We start from the raw sequence: 17846 nt of genomic DNA on the forward strand, positions 1-17846 counted from the left end.
GGCCTAGACCCGACGACGTTGAGCCACCTAACGGCTCAAGAGGCCAGTTGATCGGCGATGTTAATCCCCCAGGATCGCCGCGACCCGGCATTGGCCTGGCTACCCGCCCATCCGGCGCACGACCCTGGGCGTGGCAGTACCGCCGCGCCCAGGTTCCCATCCTGCGTGGCGGCTCCATGAGCCTGCCGCACGGCGGACCGGCATTGGATCGGCGATGGCTGCCATAGCCGCGTCGCACGGCCCACCGCGACACGGAGCCGAGTTGCCCCGCGAGCCTGCGCTCCCATCCGCGGCCCACCGTCCCGCAACCCCCGTTCACCCCTTTCGGCGTCGCCGGTGGCGAAGCCATGCCCCGATCGCACAACCACCTCCACCTAGCCAGGAAAGGAAATCCATGTCTGACAACAGCAAGGTCACACACCAAGTCGCTCAACCCCACGCGGCTGAAGCGGATCTTCTGGAACGCATCGAGGCATACGCCAGCGCGTGTGTCACCGCCGCGCGCCGGGACGAACACGCGCCGAGCGACTCGGACCGGGACGCGTTCGACGTGTCCCGATCGGCGCCGGCTGTAATCGCTCGCCACGCAGAGCTCATGTCCGCCCTCGACCGGCTGACGCGCAGCACCGTGCGGGCCGTGCCCGACCCGCTCCTGCCTGTCCGTACGTGGCACGGCGTCGTGCAGGTCCGCGCTGTCACGCACGATGGCAGCCGCGCCGTACAGGTCCGCTACACCCCGGCACAGGCGATCGCCACCGGTACCGCCCTGATCGCCTGCGGCGCGGTCGCCGATGCCGCCACCGGCGGCACCCGCGGGCCGATCCTGCCGCCTTTGCCGAGCAACCCCACCGGCGTCCCGGCCACGGCCGAGGACACCGGCACGCCCGTCGAACATGACTGCCAAGCAGCCGGGACGCTCGCCTGCGTCGGCGTGTACGGGGCTCCAGGCGTGGGTCAGGCATGGAAATGCGCCGAGTGCGGCCGTGACTGGGCACGGGTTGGTGCGCGGTTCTACCCGGCCGAGGACTGCCAACACATCCTGTCGCCCGCGGACTGCATCTGAGTTTCGCGGCCAACGGCACAGCCCAGCACTCATCCGAGGTGCCCTCGCTGGAAGCCGCGCACAGCGAAAAAGCGCCCTAGCGGATGGCCTTCCGCATCCTCCAGCAGCGCGGCAAGACGGCATCACCAGCACTCTCAACAATGGAGTAAACGATGATCAACTTTTTGGCGGCGGTCTTGGTGCCTTCGACCGCCACCGTCGACACGATCGACACCTACCTGACCGGCCCGATGCGGATTCTCTCGCCGTGGCCCGTCGACCGCTACCGCCTCGGTGGCGAGTTCACCGGAGCGTGGGATCCGGCCTATGAGCCGGCGACCGATCCGGCCAACTGGCGGCTCTGTACCGCCTGCGCGGTGACCGGCCAAATCGCCGGACGGCCATGCCAGCAATGCGGTGACGCACCGCAGCAGGGCCGACCGTTAGGCACCATTGTCGCGGACTTCGACCAGTGGGCCGCCCACCCCGGCGACCTGGTGCCGCTGACGACGCTGCTCGACCCGAGCTGGCGCCTTCCCACCGACTACCGCCGACCCAGCACACCAGCTGACCAGGTTCGGCACTACGGCGCCTCACCAGACCTGTGGATCGACGGCACCGGCATGCAATGGCTCAGCGTCGACCGCACGGACGACGGCGCCGTCACGGGCGACCTCCCGTACGACCTGCAAGACATCCTGCGCCGGCTGCTGTCCGGTGCTCGCGTGCCACAGCCGAACCACAACGGCGCGTTCGACCCCGCGGCCTGGCAGGTGGCGATCGTCGCCGGCCATATCGCACCCGACGACGCCGGGGCAGACCTGCCCATCGTCGGGTCGGTCGTGGCCATCACCGACCCGGACTACGCCGAAGACGACGCCGCACCCGACCAGTTGTACGTCGTCGCTGAGGACGTCGACCGGCCGTACTACCTGCTCGTGCGCCTCGGCGGCGGCCACGGACCCCAGGTACCCGCCTGTGCCCTCACCGAGGTCGACCCCGCGCGAATCAGGCTCGCGGCCGTGCCGGACGGGACCCCGTCATACCGGCCCAGCCAACGCCACGAACCCCGGTAGACCCGCAGCTTGGCATCCGGCCGGCGAAAGGCGTCGCTGGCCGCGGGACCTTGCCGCATTTGGCCGGGGCAACCCGCCCGGCGACTTGCCGACAGCGCGCCAGCGAAGCGTCCATCCAGTAAGCCCTCGTCCGCAAACGTCGCCGCCGCGGCGTGTCTTCCACTTTCCGACTGACCGTCACCTGAAAACGACAGCGAAGGGAGCCTTGAACCTTGGCCCTCCTGACCACGGTAAATCTCACTGATGACTTCGACGGCTCAGACGTCGGCGTCAAAGAACACACGTTCTGCCTCGATGGCGTCACCTACGAGATCGACCTGACCGTCGCCAACCACGAGCGGCTCACCGCAGCACTGACCCCGTTTATCGCCGCAGGCCGGCGGCTGCCCGCCCGCAAGGCGCCGCATCGCACGCGGCGACGGGCCGAAGCCGAAACCAGCGGCCACGCCAGCGAGGACAGCCACGGTAGCCGCAAGCGGGCATCGGCCACGGCGCCGGCGGTCGTCCCGGTCGTGTTCGCCGCGCCGTCCGCGCGCTGTCGCGGGTCGGCACCAACACCCGCGCCACCCCGTCCGACGGTTCCGCGAAGCGAACGGTCCGATGCCGTTGGTCGCGGCTGCCTTCACGCCGCCGCCCGTCGACATGCGGCTACTGCGTTTGCGCCCACCGTTTCCGGTACCGCTGCCCAGCCGAGAGCCGCATACCACACAACTTTTAGGAAGGAACCCGCACGCCATGACCGAGTTCTACATCTGCCCGCCCTGCGGGCAGCCCGTCGTCGACCAGCCGCAACACCTGTGGACGGTGGCAGCGCGATTCGGTAACGGATGGCGCCACCTCATCGACGACAGCCCGCTGTGCCCCGCGCCTAGCGGCGGCCTCACGCAGCCGGTTGCCGCTCACAGCCCGACGCCCCATGACAGCCAGACCCGCGAATGGGCTGCCGAGACGCATCGGCTGTTCAGCCCCGACGGTCCATTCCTGCCCGAACGGTTGGCGACCGCGGCCGCCGTCATGGAACACCTCACCGGGTGGCTGCTGACCGCTACCGGCCCGGCCGCCGCCCCGCGAACCCTGACCACCTACCGGGATGCCGCGGCGCTGCTGGGCAGCCTGCACCGTGTCGCGCGGCTGCTGGCCCGCACCTGCACCGAAACCAGCGACCACATCGGCGGTCAGCTCGCCACCGACGCGTCCGCCCGCCCGACCCCCGGGCAGGACCAAGCCGACTTCAACAAGCACCGCAGTGCTATGGCGTTCCATCTGCCCGAGGCGGCCAGCCGGTTCGCCGACGCCGCCGCCATGACCGGTCGGGCCTGGATCGCCGCACGCGCCACCTCCGCCCTCGATCCCTCCGGCAACCTGTAGCCCGCAACCCTCGCGCTGAGCCCCTCTGCCCGGCTGGGCCGCGCCCGGCACGACCTGGACCGGCTCAGCCGGCCAACACAAGCGGCCAAGTCGGCAACGCACATCCTGCAAGACCGGGCGCAGTGTCTTTCGCTTCCCTTGCGCGGGATGTATTCAACACCACCCTGCCCGCCGCCGCTGGCCGCGGGAACCCCGCTGTCAAAGTAGCCCGGAGGCGGGCGTCGAAGTTTGGACGCCTCACGCCCGCCTCCGGTGCTCCTTCACCTACAAGGAGCCCTCAGAGTGTCTCGCATCCTCAGCCATCTCGCCGCCGCGGCCGTCGGCGTGTCCGCCGTGGCGGCCGTCCTCGGCGTGCATATCCACCACCTTCGCCGACGGCTTGCCGCCGCAGAACACCGCGCCGCGCATGATCCGCTCACCGGCCTGGCCAACCGACAGACCGTGCTGGCACACCTTCGCGCGGCAACCGGCCAGCCGGACGCGGCCGCCCTCATCGGGGTCATCCTGTTCGACCTGGACGACTTCAAGGCCGTCAACGACACCCCTGGTATCGGCCACAGCGGCGGCGACCGGCTGCTGTGCACGGTGGCCCGGCTGCTGCGTGCCTTGCCTGGTCCGGTCCGGTTGGTGGCCAGGCTGGGCGGCGACGAGTTCGCAGTGGTCGTCGACGGCGATGTGGAGACCACCTTCGCCGCGGCACACGAGATCCGCAGCCTGATCATCGGCGCACCATTCGACATCGACGGTCACATCTTCGACGTCGGTGCCAGCGTCGGCCTGGTCAGCAACCACAGCGGGCTCACCGCCAACCAGCTACTGCACTACGCCGACCTTGCGATGTATGAGGCCAAGCGCGCCGGCGGCGGAATAGCCATCTACCGCACGTCAACCACCAACCGGAAGGTCATCGACCGTCCCGCGCGGCGGTGCCGCGACCGGCGCCAGCCACCCGACGCCCGTCGTCCCGCAGCCACACCACCGAACAGCTGACCCACAACATCGGGCGGCAAGCGGCCAAGGCGCCCACGGCTCGGCCTGCGGCACCGCGCCGCCTGCCACTCCCACCCGCCGCGTTCACCTCACCCGCCTGGCCTGAAACCGCCCGTCCACGCGGCCCACCCCCGGCCCCCGCAGCTGCCCGTGCAGGAAAACCCACCACGCCGACCGGGCCCGACGACCTCGACGCCAACCGCCGGACAGCCGCGCGCCGGCCGACCCGGGCCAAGGCGAAAGCGCGAGGGCATCCGGCCCGACTCCGTCACACGGTGCCTGGATTGCCAACGGCCATGCAGGCACCGCCATTGTTCAGAAAGGACACGTCAATGACCGAATCCACCTCACACCGCCAAGCGGTGACCGTGCCAGCGGTCGCCAACATCGGCACCACCTGCCAGGTGGTGTACATCGAGGCCACCCCATCCGCCGCGGCCACGGCCATCGCCGGTGTCCCCGACACGGTCGCACAGGCCGCCCTGGACCGCATCCGCACCGGCACCGTCAGCGCCGGCCTCGCCTGGCCCAACGCGCCGATCGCGTTGCGTGTGCATCCGCACGCCCTGCCGGACGGCGACCCCGGCCTGGACGCGGCATTCGCCGTCGCCGCGTTGGCCGCCAGCGGACAGATCGCCGCCAGCCGACTAGCCAGCATCGCGGTCCTGGGCGCCTTGAACCCCGCCGGCGCCCTGCAACCGCTGCAGAACGCCGCGGCCCGACTCGCGGCGGCCGACCGGGCCGGCCTGCCCGCGGCCGCGGTTCCCGCCGCCAACCTCACCGAGGCATCCCTGGCCGCTGCCGCCCAGGTGCACGGCGCCGCGACGCTCAAAGAGCTGGTCGCCGGTCTACGCGGACAAACGCCCCTAATGTCACCGGTGGCCTGGCCCACCGCCCCGCCGCATCCAGGCGCCGACCTGGCCGACCTGCCCGCCAGCTGGTCATCGGCCCGCAGAGTCCTGGAGATCGCCGCGGCCGGCGGGCACCACCTGCTCCTAATTGGCCCCGCCGCCACGGCAGCGCAGCTGGCTGAACGGCTGCCCCGGCTCCTGCCGAACCTCGACCCGCACACCGCCACCGGCGTCGCGCACCTTCACCGGCAGGCCGGCACACTCCCCCTGGACGCACCCGTGCGGCAACGCCCACCATGGCAGGCGCCCGACCCGCACGACAGCGTCCCCGACCTGGCCGGCACCCTCAAGCGCCCCGGAGCGGTGAGCCTGGCCCACGCTGGCGTGCTGTGGTGCGCCAACGCCGACCTGATGTCCGGCAGGGCACGAGACGTCCTACGCCTGATCCTCGACCAGCGGCGCATCAACGCCATCGGCGCACGCCGCCAGGCCGCCTACCCCGCCGCCGCACAGTTGCTGCTGTCCGCCACCGGATGTCAGAAACCAGCGACCGGCGACGGATGCGGCTGCCCACAACACGTACACAACCGGATCCTGGCCCGACTGGGCCCCTTGTTTGACCGCGTCGACATCCACTACAGCCTGCCGCCTACCACGCCGCCGGAGCAGGTAGACCGCGCCGACGGCCCGCCGCCGGGGTCCGCGATCGTGGCGGCCCGGGTCGCGGCAGCCCGCGCCAACGCCCGCGCAGCCCGCCGCCCCTGGCACATCAACGCCGAAGCAACCGCCCCGGCACTGCGTGAAGCCCTCGACCGCGTGCCCGCCGCCTGGCTCGCGCCCCTACGTCACGCCCAGGCATGCGGCATGCTGTCCCCACGCGGCACCACACAAGTCCTGCGACTGGCATTCACCATCGCCGACCTGGCCGGCCGCGCCATGCCCAATGCAGGCGACCTAGCCGACGCCAATTGCCTGGAAGTACGCACCGGGTTACGGTGCCCCATGAGAAAACGCCCCGCAGCTAAGTACCGGCGGATCAGCCGCGACCGTGAAGGCCGTGAGCTGGGCATCGAGCGCCAGGATGAAGACTTGGACGCGTTGGCCGACAAGCGCGGGCTGGTGTGGGTAGACGACTACTTCGACAACGACCTGTCGGCATCAACCAACTCACGCAAGCCGCGCCCCGACTACGACCGCATGTTGCGCGACGCGAAGGCGGGCAAGTTCGAGGTGATCGCGGCGTACACCACCAGCCGCCTCACCCGCCGTCCCCGGGAGTTCGAAGACCTGATCGACCTCGCCCGCGATCACGGCATCGAGTTCCAATACATAAGGTCACCCGAGTTCGACCTCACGACGGCCCAGGGTCGGGGCATCGCCCGGACGCTCGCCGCGCGTGACGCAGAGCAAGCGGAGACCACTGCCGAACTGGTACAGCGCGCCCACCGCCAGCGAGCCGAGATGGGCGAGATCCACGGCGGACAGACCCCGTACGGGTTCACACAGGTGTGGGACCGGGGCAAGCTCGTGACCTACGTGGAGAACACCGGGCAGGCCGACATCATCCGCGAGGCGTACGACCGCATCCTCGCTGGCGAAGGGCTGGGCGGCATCGCAGCCGACTGGCAACGCCGGGGCATCGCCACCGCCCGGGGTGCCAAGTGGACCCGCAGGACGATCCAGAGCATGGTGATCGGCCCGTCCATCGCCGGGTACCGCGAGCACAACGGCGACCTCTTCGAAGCCAAGTGGCCACCGCTGGTTGACCGCGACGACTGGACACGAGTCCGCGAGATCGTCGGCGTGTACGCCAGCGACCGTCAGGGCAACCACAAGCCGCGTACGGGCAACGGCAACGCCCGCAAGTACGCGCTGTCAGGGCTGGTGTTCCACGCGGCCGGGGGCGGGTGCGGTCGGGTCCTGTACGGATGCCGTATGCCGACTGACAAGCGGCCGGACCGATACGGGTACGTGTGCACCACACCCGCGTGCAGGCGGCTGTTCATCGACGGGCAGGCCGTAGAGCGGTTCATCCTCGACCAGGTGTGCGAGGTGATCGACGGTCGCGCGCTGGCTGCCGCGATCGAGGCGGACAAGAGTAAAGAGGATCCCGGCCGCGAGATTCGTACCGCCATCGCCGACGACGAGCGCCGCCTCCAGCGGGTCCAGGACGAGTACGACGACGACCAGATCCCGCAGGCCGAGTACCGGCGCAGACGCGATCGCTTAACGACGCGTCTGGATGACAACCGCCGCAAGCTGGCCGACCTGTCGGCCGCGCGGGTCGTACTCCCAACGGGTGACGAGCTACGCGCCCAGTGGCCCACGAGGGATGCCATCTGGAAGCGCACCATCCTCGGCGCAGTCATCCGGCGCGTCACCGTGGGGCCGATGCCGAAGGGCATGGCCTCCCACCTGACCCAGCGTCGCACCGAGACCGACGACGAGTACGCCGGCCGCCTCGACCTCCACCGCGCCACGGTGCTGGCGGCACGGGTCAAAGTGGAATGGCTGCATTAGCCCAACCACAACGTCACGACGATTCCCGCTCCAAAGAAAATGGCGTTCACGACAACGCCCTGAATGAGGTTCTTCGTCCCCCCACGCGCCACCTCTGATCGGAGAATTGTGGCAACCGCAGTCCGTTGTTGCTCTGTCATGTCCTTGATCTGCCGGGCGGTCTCAGCTTCGGTCTTCAGCTTCTCCACGGCCGCCTGCCTCGCCCGTAGTGCCGCCTCCACCTCGGTGACCAGCGCAGATGACTTCTGCATCGTGTCGGCCAATTCCTCAAGACGTTCCTCTAGCAGTGACTCATCGGACTTCTTCCTCGCGCCAATGATCAGACGTCCTGCTACCGGATTAAGTGCGAGTAGCAGACCCTCGATGGCGGGCAGCAGCACGTTCTTGTAGATGAAGTCCACCGCAGCACGCAGGGCCAAACCTGTTTCGGAACCAGACACCGCCGCAGCATAACGTCGGTCCCCCCCATGTCCCAGCAGGTGAAGACGAAGACGGTCGTGATCTTCAACAGGTGGAGACAGGTTTAGACGCCGGCCGCCGTCCTCTTACGTTCCTAGTGGTCCTCCAATGTGGAGGGTCACCACGAAGGAGGACATCATGACCGAGCCGACCGCCCCCGCGAAGGTGACCAAGGCCGCGAAGGCCACCCCGCGCACGATCCCGGCCGCCGACAAGCCGGCCACCAAGAAGGCGACCAAGGCCGCTGCCAAGCCGGAGTTCAACCCGACGGTCAAGGACAACGGCAAGCTCGACCACTCGACGTGTGGCCACCCCCGCACGCCGGCAGGCCGCGCCGCATGCCGCGCGAACCGGGCGGAGGGCAAGTGATCATCACCCCCGAGATCAAGGCCGCCGCCGACATCCTGCGGGCGTGCGCGGAGTTTTCCATCACCCACCCGGACACGCCGCTCCGCAACAACCCGCACTACGACTCGATGCCCGACATCCACTGGGAATGCCCGTGCGGTGTGGTCATGCCCCCGATCACGGACGACCTCCGCACGGCGTGCTGCGGGTCGACCACGGTGGACGTGCCGGCGTGCATCACCTGCGGCCGAGATGAGCACGACGGCACCGAGGATCACCCGATGATCCGCACGGACACGCTGGCGAACGAATGACTCGCACGATGGTGGCGTACGTACGCCGGTCCAAGGCGAACAAGAAACGGCCGGAGGACGTGGCGTACGGCATCGAGGCGCAGAACACCGCGATCCGCGGTGAGGCCGAACGCCAGCACTGGAAGTTGGTGTGGGCACCCGTGGATGACGGTCAGACCGGTGCCCACACCCGCCGCGAGGGGTTGAGGTGGGCACTGGACGAGCTGGCTGCCGGCCGCGCGGACGGCCTGGTCGTCGCCAAGCTCAACCGGTTGTCCCGCTCGGTGGCCGACTTCGCCACGCTCCTCCGCACGGCCCAACGGCAACGGTGGTCCGTCGTCGCGCTCGACCTGGGCATCGACACGTCTACAGTCAACGGTCGATTGGTGGCCAACATCGTCATGTCGGTGGCCGAGTGGGAGCGCGAGATCATCTCCCAGCGAACCGCCGAAGGGCTCGCCGAAGCGCGGGAGGCCGGCGTGCGGTTGGGTCGGCCGGTCCTCGTCCCCAAGCCCGTAGTCCGGCGCATTCGCCGGATGAGGACGAACGGCCACACCCTCCGGGCCATCGCCAACAAGCTCACTGAAGACCAGGTGCCAACCGTCCACGGAGGCGCCCGGTGGTACTCGGGCACAGTGCGCGGAGTGCTCCGGCGATCCGGTGGCGACCCCCACCAGCGCCACGGAGCCGATCCGACCCATACCCCACTGCCCGCCACGGCCCATTAGGCCGCCACAGACGATCTCAAGGCCATCTATGCCACGACCCCGGCGCCCACCACGGGTACCGGGGTCGCTGCCAGCGCGGGAGTGGGGTCAGTCGCCGGGGTCTGACGCCTGGTGCACCGGGAACATGCCTGCCGGCCACCAGCACACGACGATGGGCACGCCTCCCGAGTCGGTACCCAGCGCTGCACATGGCGACGGGTGGCCCTGGTACCTCATGCATCGACTGAATGCCGGTCCGTCTATGGAGCAGGTGTGGTCGTACGGCTGCACCAACTCGGCGACGGTCACCAGGCGGGGCTCGGCGGTATCCGGTCCCCCGATCATGGGGCCGCTGTTCATCGTCATTGGGTCCTCGATCCATGCAGCCCTCGCCCGGGAGTTCGGGTCTGCACCGAGCGGGGGCGCTTTCTGGGGGAACGCAACGGCGCGAACGCCGAGGCGGGGGCGGGACACGCCCGTGACCGTGACGTTACGAACGGCAACGGGACGCTGAAACGTCCCCGGGGACGCTTCGGGGGACGTTTCAGTGTTCCCGAGACGTCCTCTCACGCCGTAACGTCGGGTACGTGAACGAACGGCTACGAACCGCCATGCTCCGGTCCGGTGTGGACGCGGCTACGCTCGCCCAGGCCGTAGGTGTGGACGCCAAGACCGTCAGTCGGTGGATCGGCGGCCGGGTACCACACCGCACCAGCCGCGCGCTCGTGGCGAAACACCTGGGCGAAGACGAGATCACGCTATGGCCGACGTCACGACCAGACCAGGCACCGGGCGCATCGGCCACGGCGGAGATCGTTGGAGCCTGGGCACACCGAGCCGACGTACCAACGGATCTGTGGGTGTCCCTTCTCGACGGAGCACGAGAGCGCGTCGACCTGCTCGGGTACGCCTACCCGTTCATGTTTGAGATCACCCCGCAGGCGACCGAAACGCTCGCCAAGCGATGCGCTGGCGGACTCCGCGCACGGATCGCCGTGGCTGACCCCAACTGCCCGCACGTTGCCGAACGGGATGCGCTGGAACAGCTCGGCGGGACGCTGGCCGGACGGATACGGCTCGCCCTGCATTGGCTGGCCGATCTCGCGGCCACACCCAACGCGACAGTCGGTCTGCACTCGGTCCACCTCTATAACTCGGTCTTCCGATTCGATGACCAGATGATCGTTACGCCGCACATCTTCCGGGGGCACGGATACCAACACCCGACGTTGTACCTGCGCCGGCTGTCCGGGCACGGGATCTTCGAGACCTTCGCCGAGCAATTCCAGCAGGTCTGGGATACGGTCCGGACGTGGGCCGCAGAACCGACTACTGGCACGACCCCGCCGCACCCGAGCCGAACTCGCTAGTGCCCGGTGGGCAAGCGTTAGTCGTGGACGAAGCCGGCCGCATCCTGTTGCAGCGCCGCACGGATTCAGGCAACTGGTCGCTGCCGGGCGGCGTGATGGAGATGGGCGAGACCATCGGCCACGCGGCCGTGCGCGAGGTCCGTGAGGAGACCGGCTTGGACGTCGAACTGACCGGCATCCTCGGCATCTACACCGACCCCGGCCACATCATCGCGTACGCGGATGGCGAGGTACGGCAAGAGTTCGTGGTGACGTTCACGGCCAAGACCGTGGGCGGGGAGCTGCGCGGGTCCGACGAGTCAACCGAGATCGGATGGTTCGACCCCCGCGCGGACGTGCCCGGCATGACGATGCACGAGTCAGTACGCCTGCGCATCGGGCACTGGCTCGAAGGCCGCGGACCGTACATCGGGTAGACGCAAGACTGCCCCCGGCCCGAAGACCGAGGGCAGACCTTGAGGTGCGATTACCGGCGGTACGCCGCCACCGTGTTATCCACGATCGGCGCGCTGGCCGCGTTCGCCTTGACCGACCGGCAGGCCGACTCGGCGTCGGACTTGTTCCAGTAGGTCTCCGAGGTGGCCAAGGTCTGGCCGTTGCTCGCCACGATCTTCCAGTAGAACTGGCCGTTCGTGGCCTTGTTGATGTGGAACTGCATTGTGGTTCTCCTTGGTGCGTATGCCCGCCGTCTTTCGGCGCGCCGCGACCAGAGATCCATCCACGTGCATGCCCGACTGTTACCGACCTGACATCGCAAGTCAGTGACCGCCGTGTAGTGTCACAGTGCAGCCGTCCAAGTTGCAGCTGAGACCCCCGCGCACGGGATGAGTCGACTCCGACCCGTCTTGAGCCGGGGGTCTTTCTCGTGTCGGCTTCTACGGTAAGTGACTGCCGAGCGCTCGCGCAAGCTCAACGCCACACGACTTACAACCGTGTAGTGCCCCAACCGATGGGGCACGCCTGCCAAGTGGATATCCACATGTAGTGGTCGGGCGCAATGTCGTACACGTAGGGTACTATCCTGCCTCCGCAGCCAGACAACTACGCTACGTGGGCAACCTGACGATTCAAGATCACGCACAGTGATCACCGCCAGGTTTAGAAAATGCCCGTTTCGTGCTCACCGTCCGCGCCCCCGACCACGGACGGCGGGAAGCGCTGGCGGTTCAACCGGTTCATCTGGGCGCACGTCGGGGTTGAACTGCCGGATCTTCGCCAGCCCGTCAAGGATTTGCCCGCGCTGCTCCGGGGTGCTGTCCTTCAACGCGAGCTGCGCGAGCTTTATGTCGCGACGCGCGACGATGATATCCCTGATAGGCCGCACCAGGATACCGGCCAGCGTACCGGCGCCCGTGACGACGGAACCAAGGGTGATCCAGAGCCCAGGGTCCTTGAGCCCCATGTTCCACTCCGCTCTGGTCGAGCGGGGAACAAAAAAGAACCCAGCCCGACCGATGTACCTACACATCGGTTTGGCTGAGTCCTCGACTCCGGCAGGGCGCGGATCTCAGGTGGTGCTGCGGTGCGGTGCTACATCACTTAATCCCTGAACTCCTCGTGCCGGGCCGAGAAGCCAAACTCGCGATCCGTTCCATTGCGGCCCGTTACGCGAGGGCGATGCCCCCATTGCGGCGACACCTCGTACCCGCAGCATACCGGACACCCACACCACGCGCCACACAGCCCCGGCAAGGGCGCGGAGATCGCCCCAGAGACGCGGACGCGGCCCGGGATGGGTGTGGTTAACCCCGAACCGCGTCACGTGGCTTACGGGCGACGTTCGGGCAACGGCCGGAGGTCTTCCTCTTCCTCGTCGTCCTCGGCGGTGAACTCGCCGTTGATGATCGGGTGCGCGGGTGACCCGTCGTCCAGGACCAGGGCACCGGCGAGGAAGTCGGCCGGGCCGATCTTCGCTTCCACGTCGACCTTCACCGCGGCCTTGCCGTTGAGCTGCTCGTAGATGAACTTGGCGATGTCTGCCCGCGTACGCGCGTCGGTGTCGGGGTCCTTCATCAGCTCGATCAAGGTCTTAGAAGCCACGCCGGCGGCTTGCATCAGCGAGCCGAACGCCTTGTCCTGCAACCGCTTCTTGGCCTCTGCCACCACCTTGGGTGTGATCCACTTGGGCGCGCTCCCCCGGAACCCCCCGTCCTTGTCGCGCGGCCGCCCCCGAGCCAACTCGACGTAGTCCCACTCCTCCACCGGCTTGAATCCGGTCTCCTCCGCGTACATCTGGAGGTCGCGCTCAAGGTTCCGCCCACGCCGCAGCCGGTTACGGATCTGCTTGGGCTTGCGGGACAGTTCCGCCACGGTCCACACCTCTCTGATGGGGCGGGGAGACGCAGGCCGGGAGAGTTGAACGATGGCCTGCGTCTCCCCGGTCTAGTAACCGTTCGTCGGCTAGACGGTCAGGTCTTCCGGCGACGGGGCGTCGTTGGTGTGCGGGGGCGGGTTCGAGATGCGGCCAAGCGATCCACCCGGGGGCGGGGGCGCGTCCATCTTGGCCACCAGCGCGGAGAGCGACGGCTGGATGGAGCGGAGCGCCGGGAAGCGGCCGATGCGATCCCGCTGCCACTCGTCTGGGGTCATCGTGGCGAACGTCTCCAGCTCCGCGTCTTCCTCAATGAGCGTATCGTGCAGCTCGATCATCTGGCGGTAGCGCGCATCCATGTCCCGGATCGCGGCACGGGCTTCCTTCGGGTCCATCTGCCCATTCGCCAGATCGGAGCGGATCTCCTTCAGCCGAGCGCGCATCCCCTCGCACGCGTCCACGATGGACTCATTGCGGGTGGTGCGGTTGTGGCGGAACCTCTCGCGGTACGCGTCCTCGTGGGACTGTGCCCACTGGGCCTCGGTCTGGCGAATGGCCTCCTGGACCACACGCCGGGCCTTCGGTGCCATGTCGGTCTCGTCGGCGAAGCCGCGCCAGTCGGACAGCCACGGCGAGTTGATACGTGCGTCCATCACAGTTCTCCGATGCTTGGTGCTTGCTGTTCGGTGTCGATCTCGATGGCGTCGGGGTCGGTGGTGTCGCTGCGGTAAATCGTGTGCAGCTGTTCGATGCCAGTCAGATCGTGTGGGTACGGCTGGGGCTCGCCGGGCACGCCGCCGAACTCGGACCCGCCTTCGCGGAGATGCCGCGTGTTGTGAAGCCGGAACTCATCGGCGCTGTCATGCATCAGGCGCCGCCCTTGACCGCAGGGAACCTCTCCGCCAGCTCAGACCTACTAGCCGGGACTGGGGCGGTGTCTGCGGCGTACTCTTCCTCCTCCTTGATCACGTCGAGCGTTTTCCTGATGTCGCCTTTCAACCCGGCCAGGGCGTCATCGCCTTTGCGCCGGCTGATCTTCCGATGGTTGACCGCCATTGCTCTTTCTCCGTTCCCACGCCTCGTCAATGAGTCCGCGGATAGTTGTGGCCATCGACTGACCGCGCCGGAATGCCAGCGTTTCCAGTCGATACCGATGAACCTCCGACAGCCTCAACGGAAGCGACGTCGTGTGTTCCGGCAGCTTGCCGCGTGCGCCCATGAGCGCCCCCAATTGGAATGCCGATACACATATTTTCCGGCGATCAACAGAGTTCGTCATCTACGAATCGTGCGGTGACTGTCCAAAGTCGATGGCGGCCGCTGCCGGCACGGACTACTCTCCGTCCGTGACAGTCAGCAACGAAGAGCAGGCGCTGATCAACAAGCTCATGGCCCTATTGCAGGTGACCGAGCAGTGGATTGAGCGGACGTACCCCACCGCACAACCCGGCAGCGCCTTCGCCGGTGATGATGCGAAGATTCACCCATACGAGGTAAGCCACCAGGCCAGCCAATCAATGGGAGTTGCAGTCGATCATCTGCACTCCATGCGCATGGCTCTGACGGGCACTGGGGATAACGTCTTGCGCATCCACACCTACGCACCTCTTTCACTTACGCGAGTAGCACTTGAGAACGCCGCTTTAGCTCTGTGGCTATCGTCACCCGCTCAGCGGCCCGAACGTATTCTGCGCCGGCTCCGCCTTGAAATGGCGAACCTCAAGGCAGTTAAATCCTTTTTCGGCCGGCCGAATCCGCAGCAGGATGCCGAGATACAGAGACGGAAGGACAGGGTCAACGAATTGGCGTTCCAAGCGGGCGTCGTAACGAACGCAGTGCTCGCTGCGAATCCAACGGCATCCGAAGAAGACATCAAAGCCGCCACGCGTACCGCCCTCACCAATAAACCAACTGCGACCGAGATCGTCCAGGATGCCGGCCAAATAGCGCAACTCATCGATGGCGACAACAACCTTGCGCTGATGCTGTGGCGGGTCTGTAGCGCGGTCGCACACGGCGATAGGTGGGTCTTGACGGCGTTCGACATCGAGGTCATCGGTCCGAGCACGCCTGGCGTGTCCGACGTACGGATCACCGCCCCGACCGATCTTCTTGTGGCCGGCGTTCAGGTTGCGTTGGCTATGTACGGCGCCGCGTACCGCGTTTACGACCAACGCGTCACCTCACATCGGTAACACGAAACGCTCGTTGACTGTACGCAGCGCCAGTTACGGTGCGTGGGTATCGCACCGGCACGCCCTCAGCACGTCTGTACGCCGTTGGGGCATCCCCCACACCCACATCCCGACGCGCCAGGCCGTCCATGGCGATCTGGGGCCGGTTAGCCAGCGGGTGTACGCGCGATGCCGGGGCGTGTCCGCCCACTTCAGCGTCCAGCTGGAGCTTTCGCCATGTCAGCTCCAGGGGTTCCGGTCGTGTTGTCCCCCCGTTATACGTGGGGGGACAACACCGACCGTGTAGACCCAGCTTCCCCAGGGATAGCTTGGGACAACACTGGGTCTACAGCTCCTCGTACTCGATGGCGAAGACGAACTTGGCGTTCTTCGGCCCCAGTTCCCGCCGCACCAGCCGTTGGCGCTCGGCCTCCCGCATGGCGCGGTTTCTGGCGTCGTTGTTGGTCGTGGTGGTCATGAGCGCCAACAGGTCACTGGACGACATCCCAGGCTTGTTGCGTGCCAACTCGACCACCTCCATGACGTGCTTGGACGCCCGGTCAACTCGACCGTCAGCACCGCGCGCTAGCTCTCCGGAAGCCCGGTCGAAATGCACGACCATCGGACCGACCACTTCGGATGGCTGCTTGACGTGATGGAGCGTGACCTCTTGATCCCCCGCAGCGCCGGCGAACATGACAACGCTCCCCATGCCTGCGGTGATCCACCGGCTGCCGTAGATGTCGTCTAGTGCTGGGTTCTCCCGCGTGTCGCTGCCCAACGTCTTCCGGTCGTGGTGCAGCACCAGGAGTTCGATGCCGGCCGCACTGACCTCCTGCCACACCAGGTTGACGGCCGCCGCAGCTTCGTCGGCGCTCAACCCGATGACGAAGTCCTTCAACGAGTCCACGACAATCAAGCCCACACCGGGGCAGAGCGCGTCGGCCCAGTCCACGAACCCGTCCTGGGCGACGAAGTCACGCGGCAACGGCTGGTCCCACACCGCCAGCCGCCGGTTGAGCAGCCTCCGCGTGCGGTCGTCGGCCACGTCCACCATCCGGCGCATGCTCCGACCGATCTGGCGCGGCCGGTCCATGGCCAACAGCAGCGAGGGCCGCTTGCTGACCTTCACAGGCAGACCCAAGAGCGGTTCGCGGATCACCCCGCAACGGCGGAGTAGGAGCTGTTGAGCCGTGGTCGACTTGCCGGTCCCCGGCGGAGCAGCGATCATCATGGGTTCGCCCTCCGCCCAGAGGACCCGTTCGGCGTGGCCCCACACCGCCGGGATCACCTCCGGTTGGTCGAAGAGGAAATCTCCGCCCTTCTTCGCCGTGGTCTCGCCGAAATCCGCACCCATCACCGACCACCCCACCGACGGCCGGGGCGATACGCACGCCGGGCGCGACCACGACGGCCGGCACGATGCTGGATTGCGACCCGCTGCACCTCGGTCTTCTCCACGGGCACGAAGTCCTCCGGGCCATAGCCCGCGGCGAGGTGATCGGCGGCATCCTTGACCTTCGCCAGCGGTCCCCTCGCGCGGACGATGGTGATCCGGTCGGCAGACATGCCTTCCCCGATCAGCCGGTCGCCCGTGGGTGGCGTCGTGCGCAACAGCTCGTGCCACTTCCACGCGCAGTACGCGCCAGCCTCGTCCCGGTCCGCCACGATGACCACCCGGCCGACGTCGGCCGCGATGACGCGGCGTGCCTGGAGCCGTGACGGGCCGACCTCGGCGCCTTGGTGATGTGTCGTGGCGACGACGCCGGCCGTGACCATCGCGTCGGCGTCCTTCTCGCCCTCGGTGATGTACAACGTAGACGCCTCGGCGATCTCCGGCAGCCGGTACACATACCCGTCCGCGCCGACAGGCTTTTCCCAGTGCCACGCCTCCGGCACGTCTGGGTCAGCCCACCACCGCTGCCCGCGCCAGTCGATCCAGCCGCACGGCCGGATGCACTGGTGCCGGTACACGATGGTCTTCGTGTAGCCCAGCAAGACGCCGTTTTCGTAAACCGGATCCTCGAACCTGACGCGCTGGAACACTTCACGACCGTCCAGCTGCGTGTACGCGTAGACGATCACGAGTGGCCCCCCAGGAAGTGGTGCCACATCTCCGCGTGGATGCGGTCGATCATCGGACCGTACAGGTCGTCGTGAGCGACGAGCGGACGCAGGCCGTCGTAGTACATCTCCAGCTCGGCCGGCGTGGTGGCGGCGTACAGGATCGACAGCGCGATGCGGACCTTGGCGTCGTCGCTGAGCCACCTGATCCACTCGTGCTGATCAGGCTCGTCCATCTGGCGCAGCATGAGGATGAAATCGGGCATCGACGGC

At 67.6% G+C, this 17846-nt stretch carries 22 protein-coding genes; 12 read left to right on the top strand and 10 right to left on the bottom strand.

Features of this window, described 5'->3' with window-relative positions; all coding sequences use genetic code 11:
- The first annotated feature begins 394 nt into the window (after window positions 1-394).
- The 6 genes from QMG73_RS29670 (at window position 395) to QMG73_RS29695 (ending at window position 7847) form a co-directional block, all read left to right on the top strand.
- Complete coding sequence (locus QMG73_RS29670; RefSeq protein ID WP_281901149.1) at window positions 395-1063, top strand: hypothetical protein; 669 nt, start codon at window positions 395-397, stop codon at window positions 1061-1063.
- Window positions 1064-1215: 152 nt separating this feature from the next.
- The gene (locus QMG73_RS29675; RefSeq protein ID WP_281901151.1) at window positions 1216-2118 is read left to right on the top strand and encodes a hypothetical protein; all 903 of its coding nucleotides are present in this window, start codon (window positions 1216-1218) and stop codon (window positions 2116-2118) included.
- Window positions 2119-2330: 212 nt separating this feature from the next.
- Window positions 2331-2942: an Lsr2 dimerization domain-containing protein gene (locus tag QMG73_RS46490; protein WP_407676877.1), complete on the top strand. Its 612-nt coding sequence runs from the start codon at window positions 2331-2333 to the stop codon at window positions 2940-2942.
- Entirely contained in the window at window positions 2854-3486 is a 633-nt protein-coding gene (locus QMG73_RS29685) for a hypothetical protein (RefSeq protein WP_281901155.1), read from the top strand. The genes QMG73_RS46490 and QMG73_RS29685 overlap by 89 nt, the downstream gene beginning before the upstream one ends.
- 282 nt (window positions 3487-3768) lie before the next feature.
- Window positions 3769-4476, top strand: coding sequence for a GGDEF domain-containing protein (locus tag QMG73_RS29690; RefSeq protein WP_281901158.1), 708 nt, complete (start codon window positions 3769-3771; stop codon window positions 4474-4476).
- Window positions 4477-4808: 332 nt separating this feature from the next.
- Window positions 4809-7847: an ATP-binding protein gene (locus QMG73_RS29695; RefSeq protein WP_281901160.1), complete on the top strand. Its 3039-nt coding sequence runs from the start codon at window positions 4809-4811 to the stop codon at window positions 7845-7847.
- On the opposite strand, the gene QMG73_RS29700 is transcribed toward QMG73_RS29695, so the two are convergent.
- Complete coding sequence (locus QMG73_RS29700) at window positions 7844-8287, bottom strand: hypothetical protein (protein WP_281901161.1); 444 nt, start codon at window positions 8285-8287, stop codon at window positions 7844-7846. The two genes, QMG73_RS29695 and QMG73_RS29700, sit on opposite strands and share 4 nt — an antisense overlap.
- 157 nt (window positions 8288-8444) lie before the next feature.
- On the opposite strand from QMG73_RS29700, the gene QMG73_RS29705 reads away from it, so the two are divergent.
- The 5 genes from QMG73_RS29705 to QMG73_RS29725 all read left to right on the top strand — a co-directional run bounded on the left by QMG73_RS29705 (window position 8445) and on the right by QMG73_RS29725 (window position 11440).
- A complete protein-coding gene (locus tag QMG73_RS29705) occupies window positions 8445-8675 on the top strand; it encodes a hypothetical protein (protein WP_281901162.1) in 231 nt (76 codons plus the stop codon).
- On the top strand, window positions 8672-8968 hold the full coding sequence (locus QMG73_RS29710) for a hypothetical protein (protein ID WP_281901164.1): 297 nt from the start codon (window positions 8672-8674) through the stop codon (window positions 8966-8968). The genes QMG73_RS29705 and QMG73_RS29710 overlap by 4 nt, the downstream gene beginning before the upstream one ends.
- Window positions 8965-9675, top strand: coding sequence for a recombinase family protein (locus QMG73_RS29715; protein WP_281901165.1), 711 nt, complete (start codon window positions 8965-8967; stop codon window positions 9673-9675). Before QMG73_RS29710 ends, QMG73_RS29715 begins: the two co-directional genes overlap by 4 nt.
- Window positions 9676-10265: 590 nt before the next feature.
- The gene (locus QMG73_RS29720; RefSeq protein WP_281901201.1) at window positions 10266-11024 is read left to right on the top strand and encodes an XRE family transcriptional regulator; all 759 of its coding nucleotides are present in this window, start codon (window positions 10266-10268) and stop codon (window positions 11022-11024) included.
- Window positions 10967-11440 (top strand): NUDIX domain-containing protein, encoded by a 474-nt coding sequence (locus QMG73_RS29725; protein ID WP_281901166.1) that lies wholly within the window; start codon window positions 10967-10969, stop codon window positions 11438-11440. Before QMG73_RS29720 ends, QMG73_RS29725 begins: the two co-directional genes overlap by 58 nt.
- 50 nt (window positions 11441-11490) lie before the next feature.
- Here the strand turns inward: QMG73_RS29725 and QMG73_RS29730 are convergent, their stop codons facing one another.
- The 6 genes from QMG73_RS29730 to QMG73_RS29755 all read right to left on the bottom strand — a co-directional run bounded on the left by QMG73_RS29730 (window position 11491) and on the right by QMG73_RS29755 (window position 14391).
- Window positions 11491-11682, bottom strand: a complete 192-nt coding sequence (locus QMG73_RS29730) for a YegP family protein (RefSeq protein WP_281901168.1) — start codon at window positions 11680-11682, stop codon at window positions 11491-11493.
- Window positions 11683-12144: 462 nt separating this feature from the next.
- Window positions 12145-12426, bottom strand: coding sequence for a hypothetical protein (locus QMG73_RS29735; protein ID WP_281901169.1), 282 nt, complete (start codon window positions 12424-12426; stop codon window positions 12145-12147).
- 365 nt (window positions 12427-12791) lie between these two features.
- Window positions 12792-13334: a hypothetical protein gene (locus tag QMG73_RS29740; RefSeq protein WP_281901171.1), complete on the bottom strand. Its 543-nt coding sequence runs from the start codon at window positions 13332-13334 to the stop codon at window positions 12792-12794.
- 90 nt (window positions 13335-13424) lie between these two features.
- The gene (locus QMG73_RS29745) at window positions 13425-13988 is read right to left on the bottom strand and encodes a hypothetical protein (protein WP_281901172.1); all 564 of its coding nucleotides are present in this window, start codon (window positions 13986-13988) and stop codon (window positions 13425-13427) included.
- Window positions 13988-14203: a hypothetical protein gene (locus QMG73_RS29750; RefSeq protein ID WP_281901174.1), complete on the bottom strand. Its 216-nt coding sequence runs from the start codon at window positions 14201-14203 to the stop codon at window positions 13988-13990. The genes QMG73_RS29745 and QMG73_RS29750 overlap by 1 nt, the downstream gene beginning before the upstream one ends.
- The gene (locus QMG73_RS29755; protein ID WP_281901176.1) at window positions 14203-14391 is read right to left on the bottom strand and encodes a hypothetical protein; all 189 of its coding nucleotides are present in this window, start codon (window positions 14389-14391) and stop codon (window positions 14203-14205) included. The genes QMG73_RS29750 and QMG73_RS29755 overlap by 1 nt, the downstream gene beginning before the upstream one ends.
- Before the next feature lie 290 nt (window positions 14392-14681).
- On the opposite strand from QMG73_RS29755, the gene QMG73_RS29760 reads away from it, so the two are divergent.
- A complete protein-coding gene (locus QMG73_RS29760) occupies window positions 14682-15530 on the top strand; it encodes a hypothetical protein (RefSeq protein WP_281901177.1) in 849 nt (282 codons plus the stop codon).
- Window positions 15531-15855: 325 nt separating this feature from the next.
- On the opposite strand, the gene QMG73_RS29765 is transcribed toward QMG73_RS29760, so the two are convergent.
- From QMG73_RS29765 to QMG73_RS29775, 3 genes are read right to left on the bottom strand one after another with little or no spacing between them, the layout of a single operon-like run.
- On the bottom strand, window positions 15856-16866 hold the full coding sequence (locus tag QMG73_RS29765; RefSeq protein WP_281901179.1) for an AAA family ATPase: 1011 nt from the start codon (window positions 16864-16866) through the stop codon (window positions 15856-15858).
- Window positions 16866-17594, bottom strand: coding sequence for a hypothetical protein (locus QMG73_RS29770; protein ID WP_281901180.1), 729 nt, complete (start codon window positions 17592-17594; stop codon window positions 16866-16868). The genes QMG73_RS29765 and QMG73_RS29770 overlap by 1 nt, the downstream gene beginning before the upstream one ends.
- Complete coding sequence (locus tag QMG73_RS29775; protein ID WP_281901181.1) at window positions 17591-17809, bottom strand: hypothetical protein; 219 nt, start codon at window positions 17807-17809, stop codon at window positions 17591-17593. Before QMG73_RS29775 ends, QMG73_RS29770 begins: the two co-directional genes overlap by 4 nt.
- Window positions 17810-17846: the final 37 nt, after the last annotated feature.

It is taken from the genome of Phytohabitans aurantiacus (genome assembly GCF_027923225.1).
Taxonomy (GTDB): domain Bacteria; phylum Actinomycetota; class Actinomycetes; order Mycobacteriales; family Micromonosporaceae; genus Phytohabitans; species Phytohabitans aurantiacus.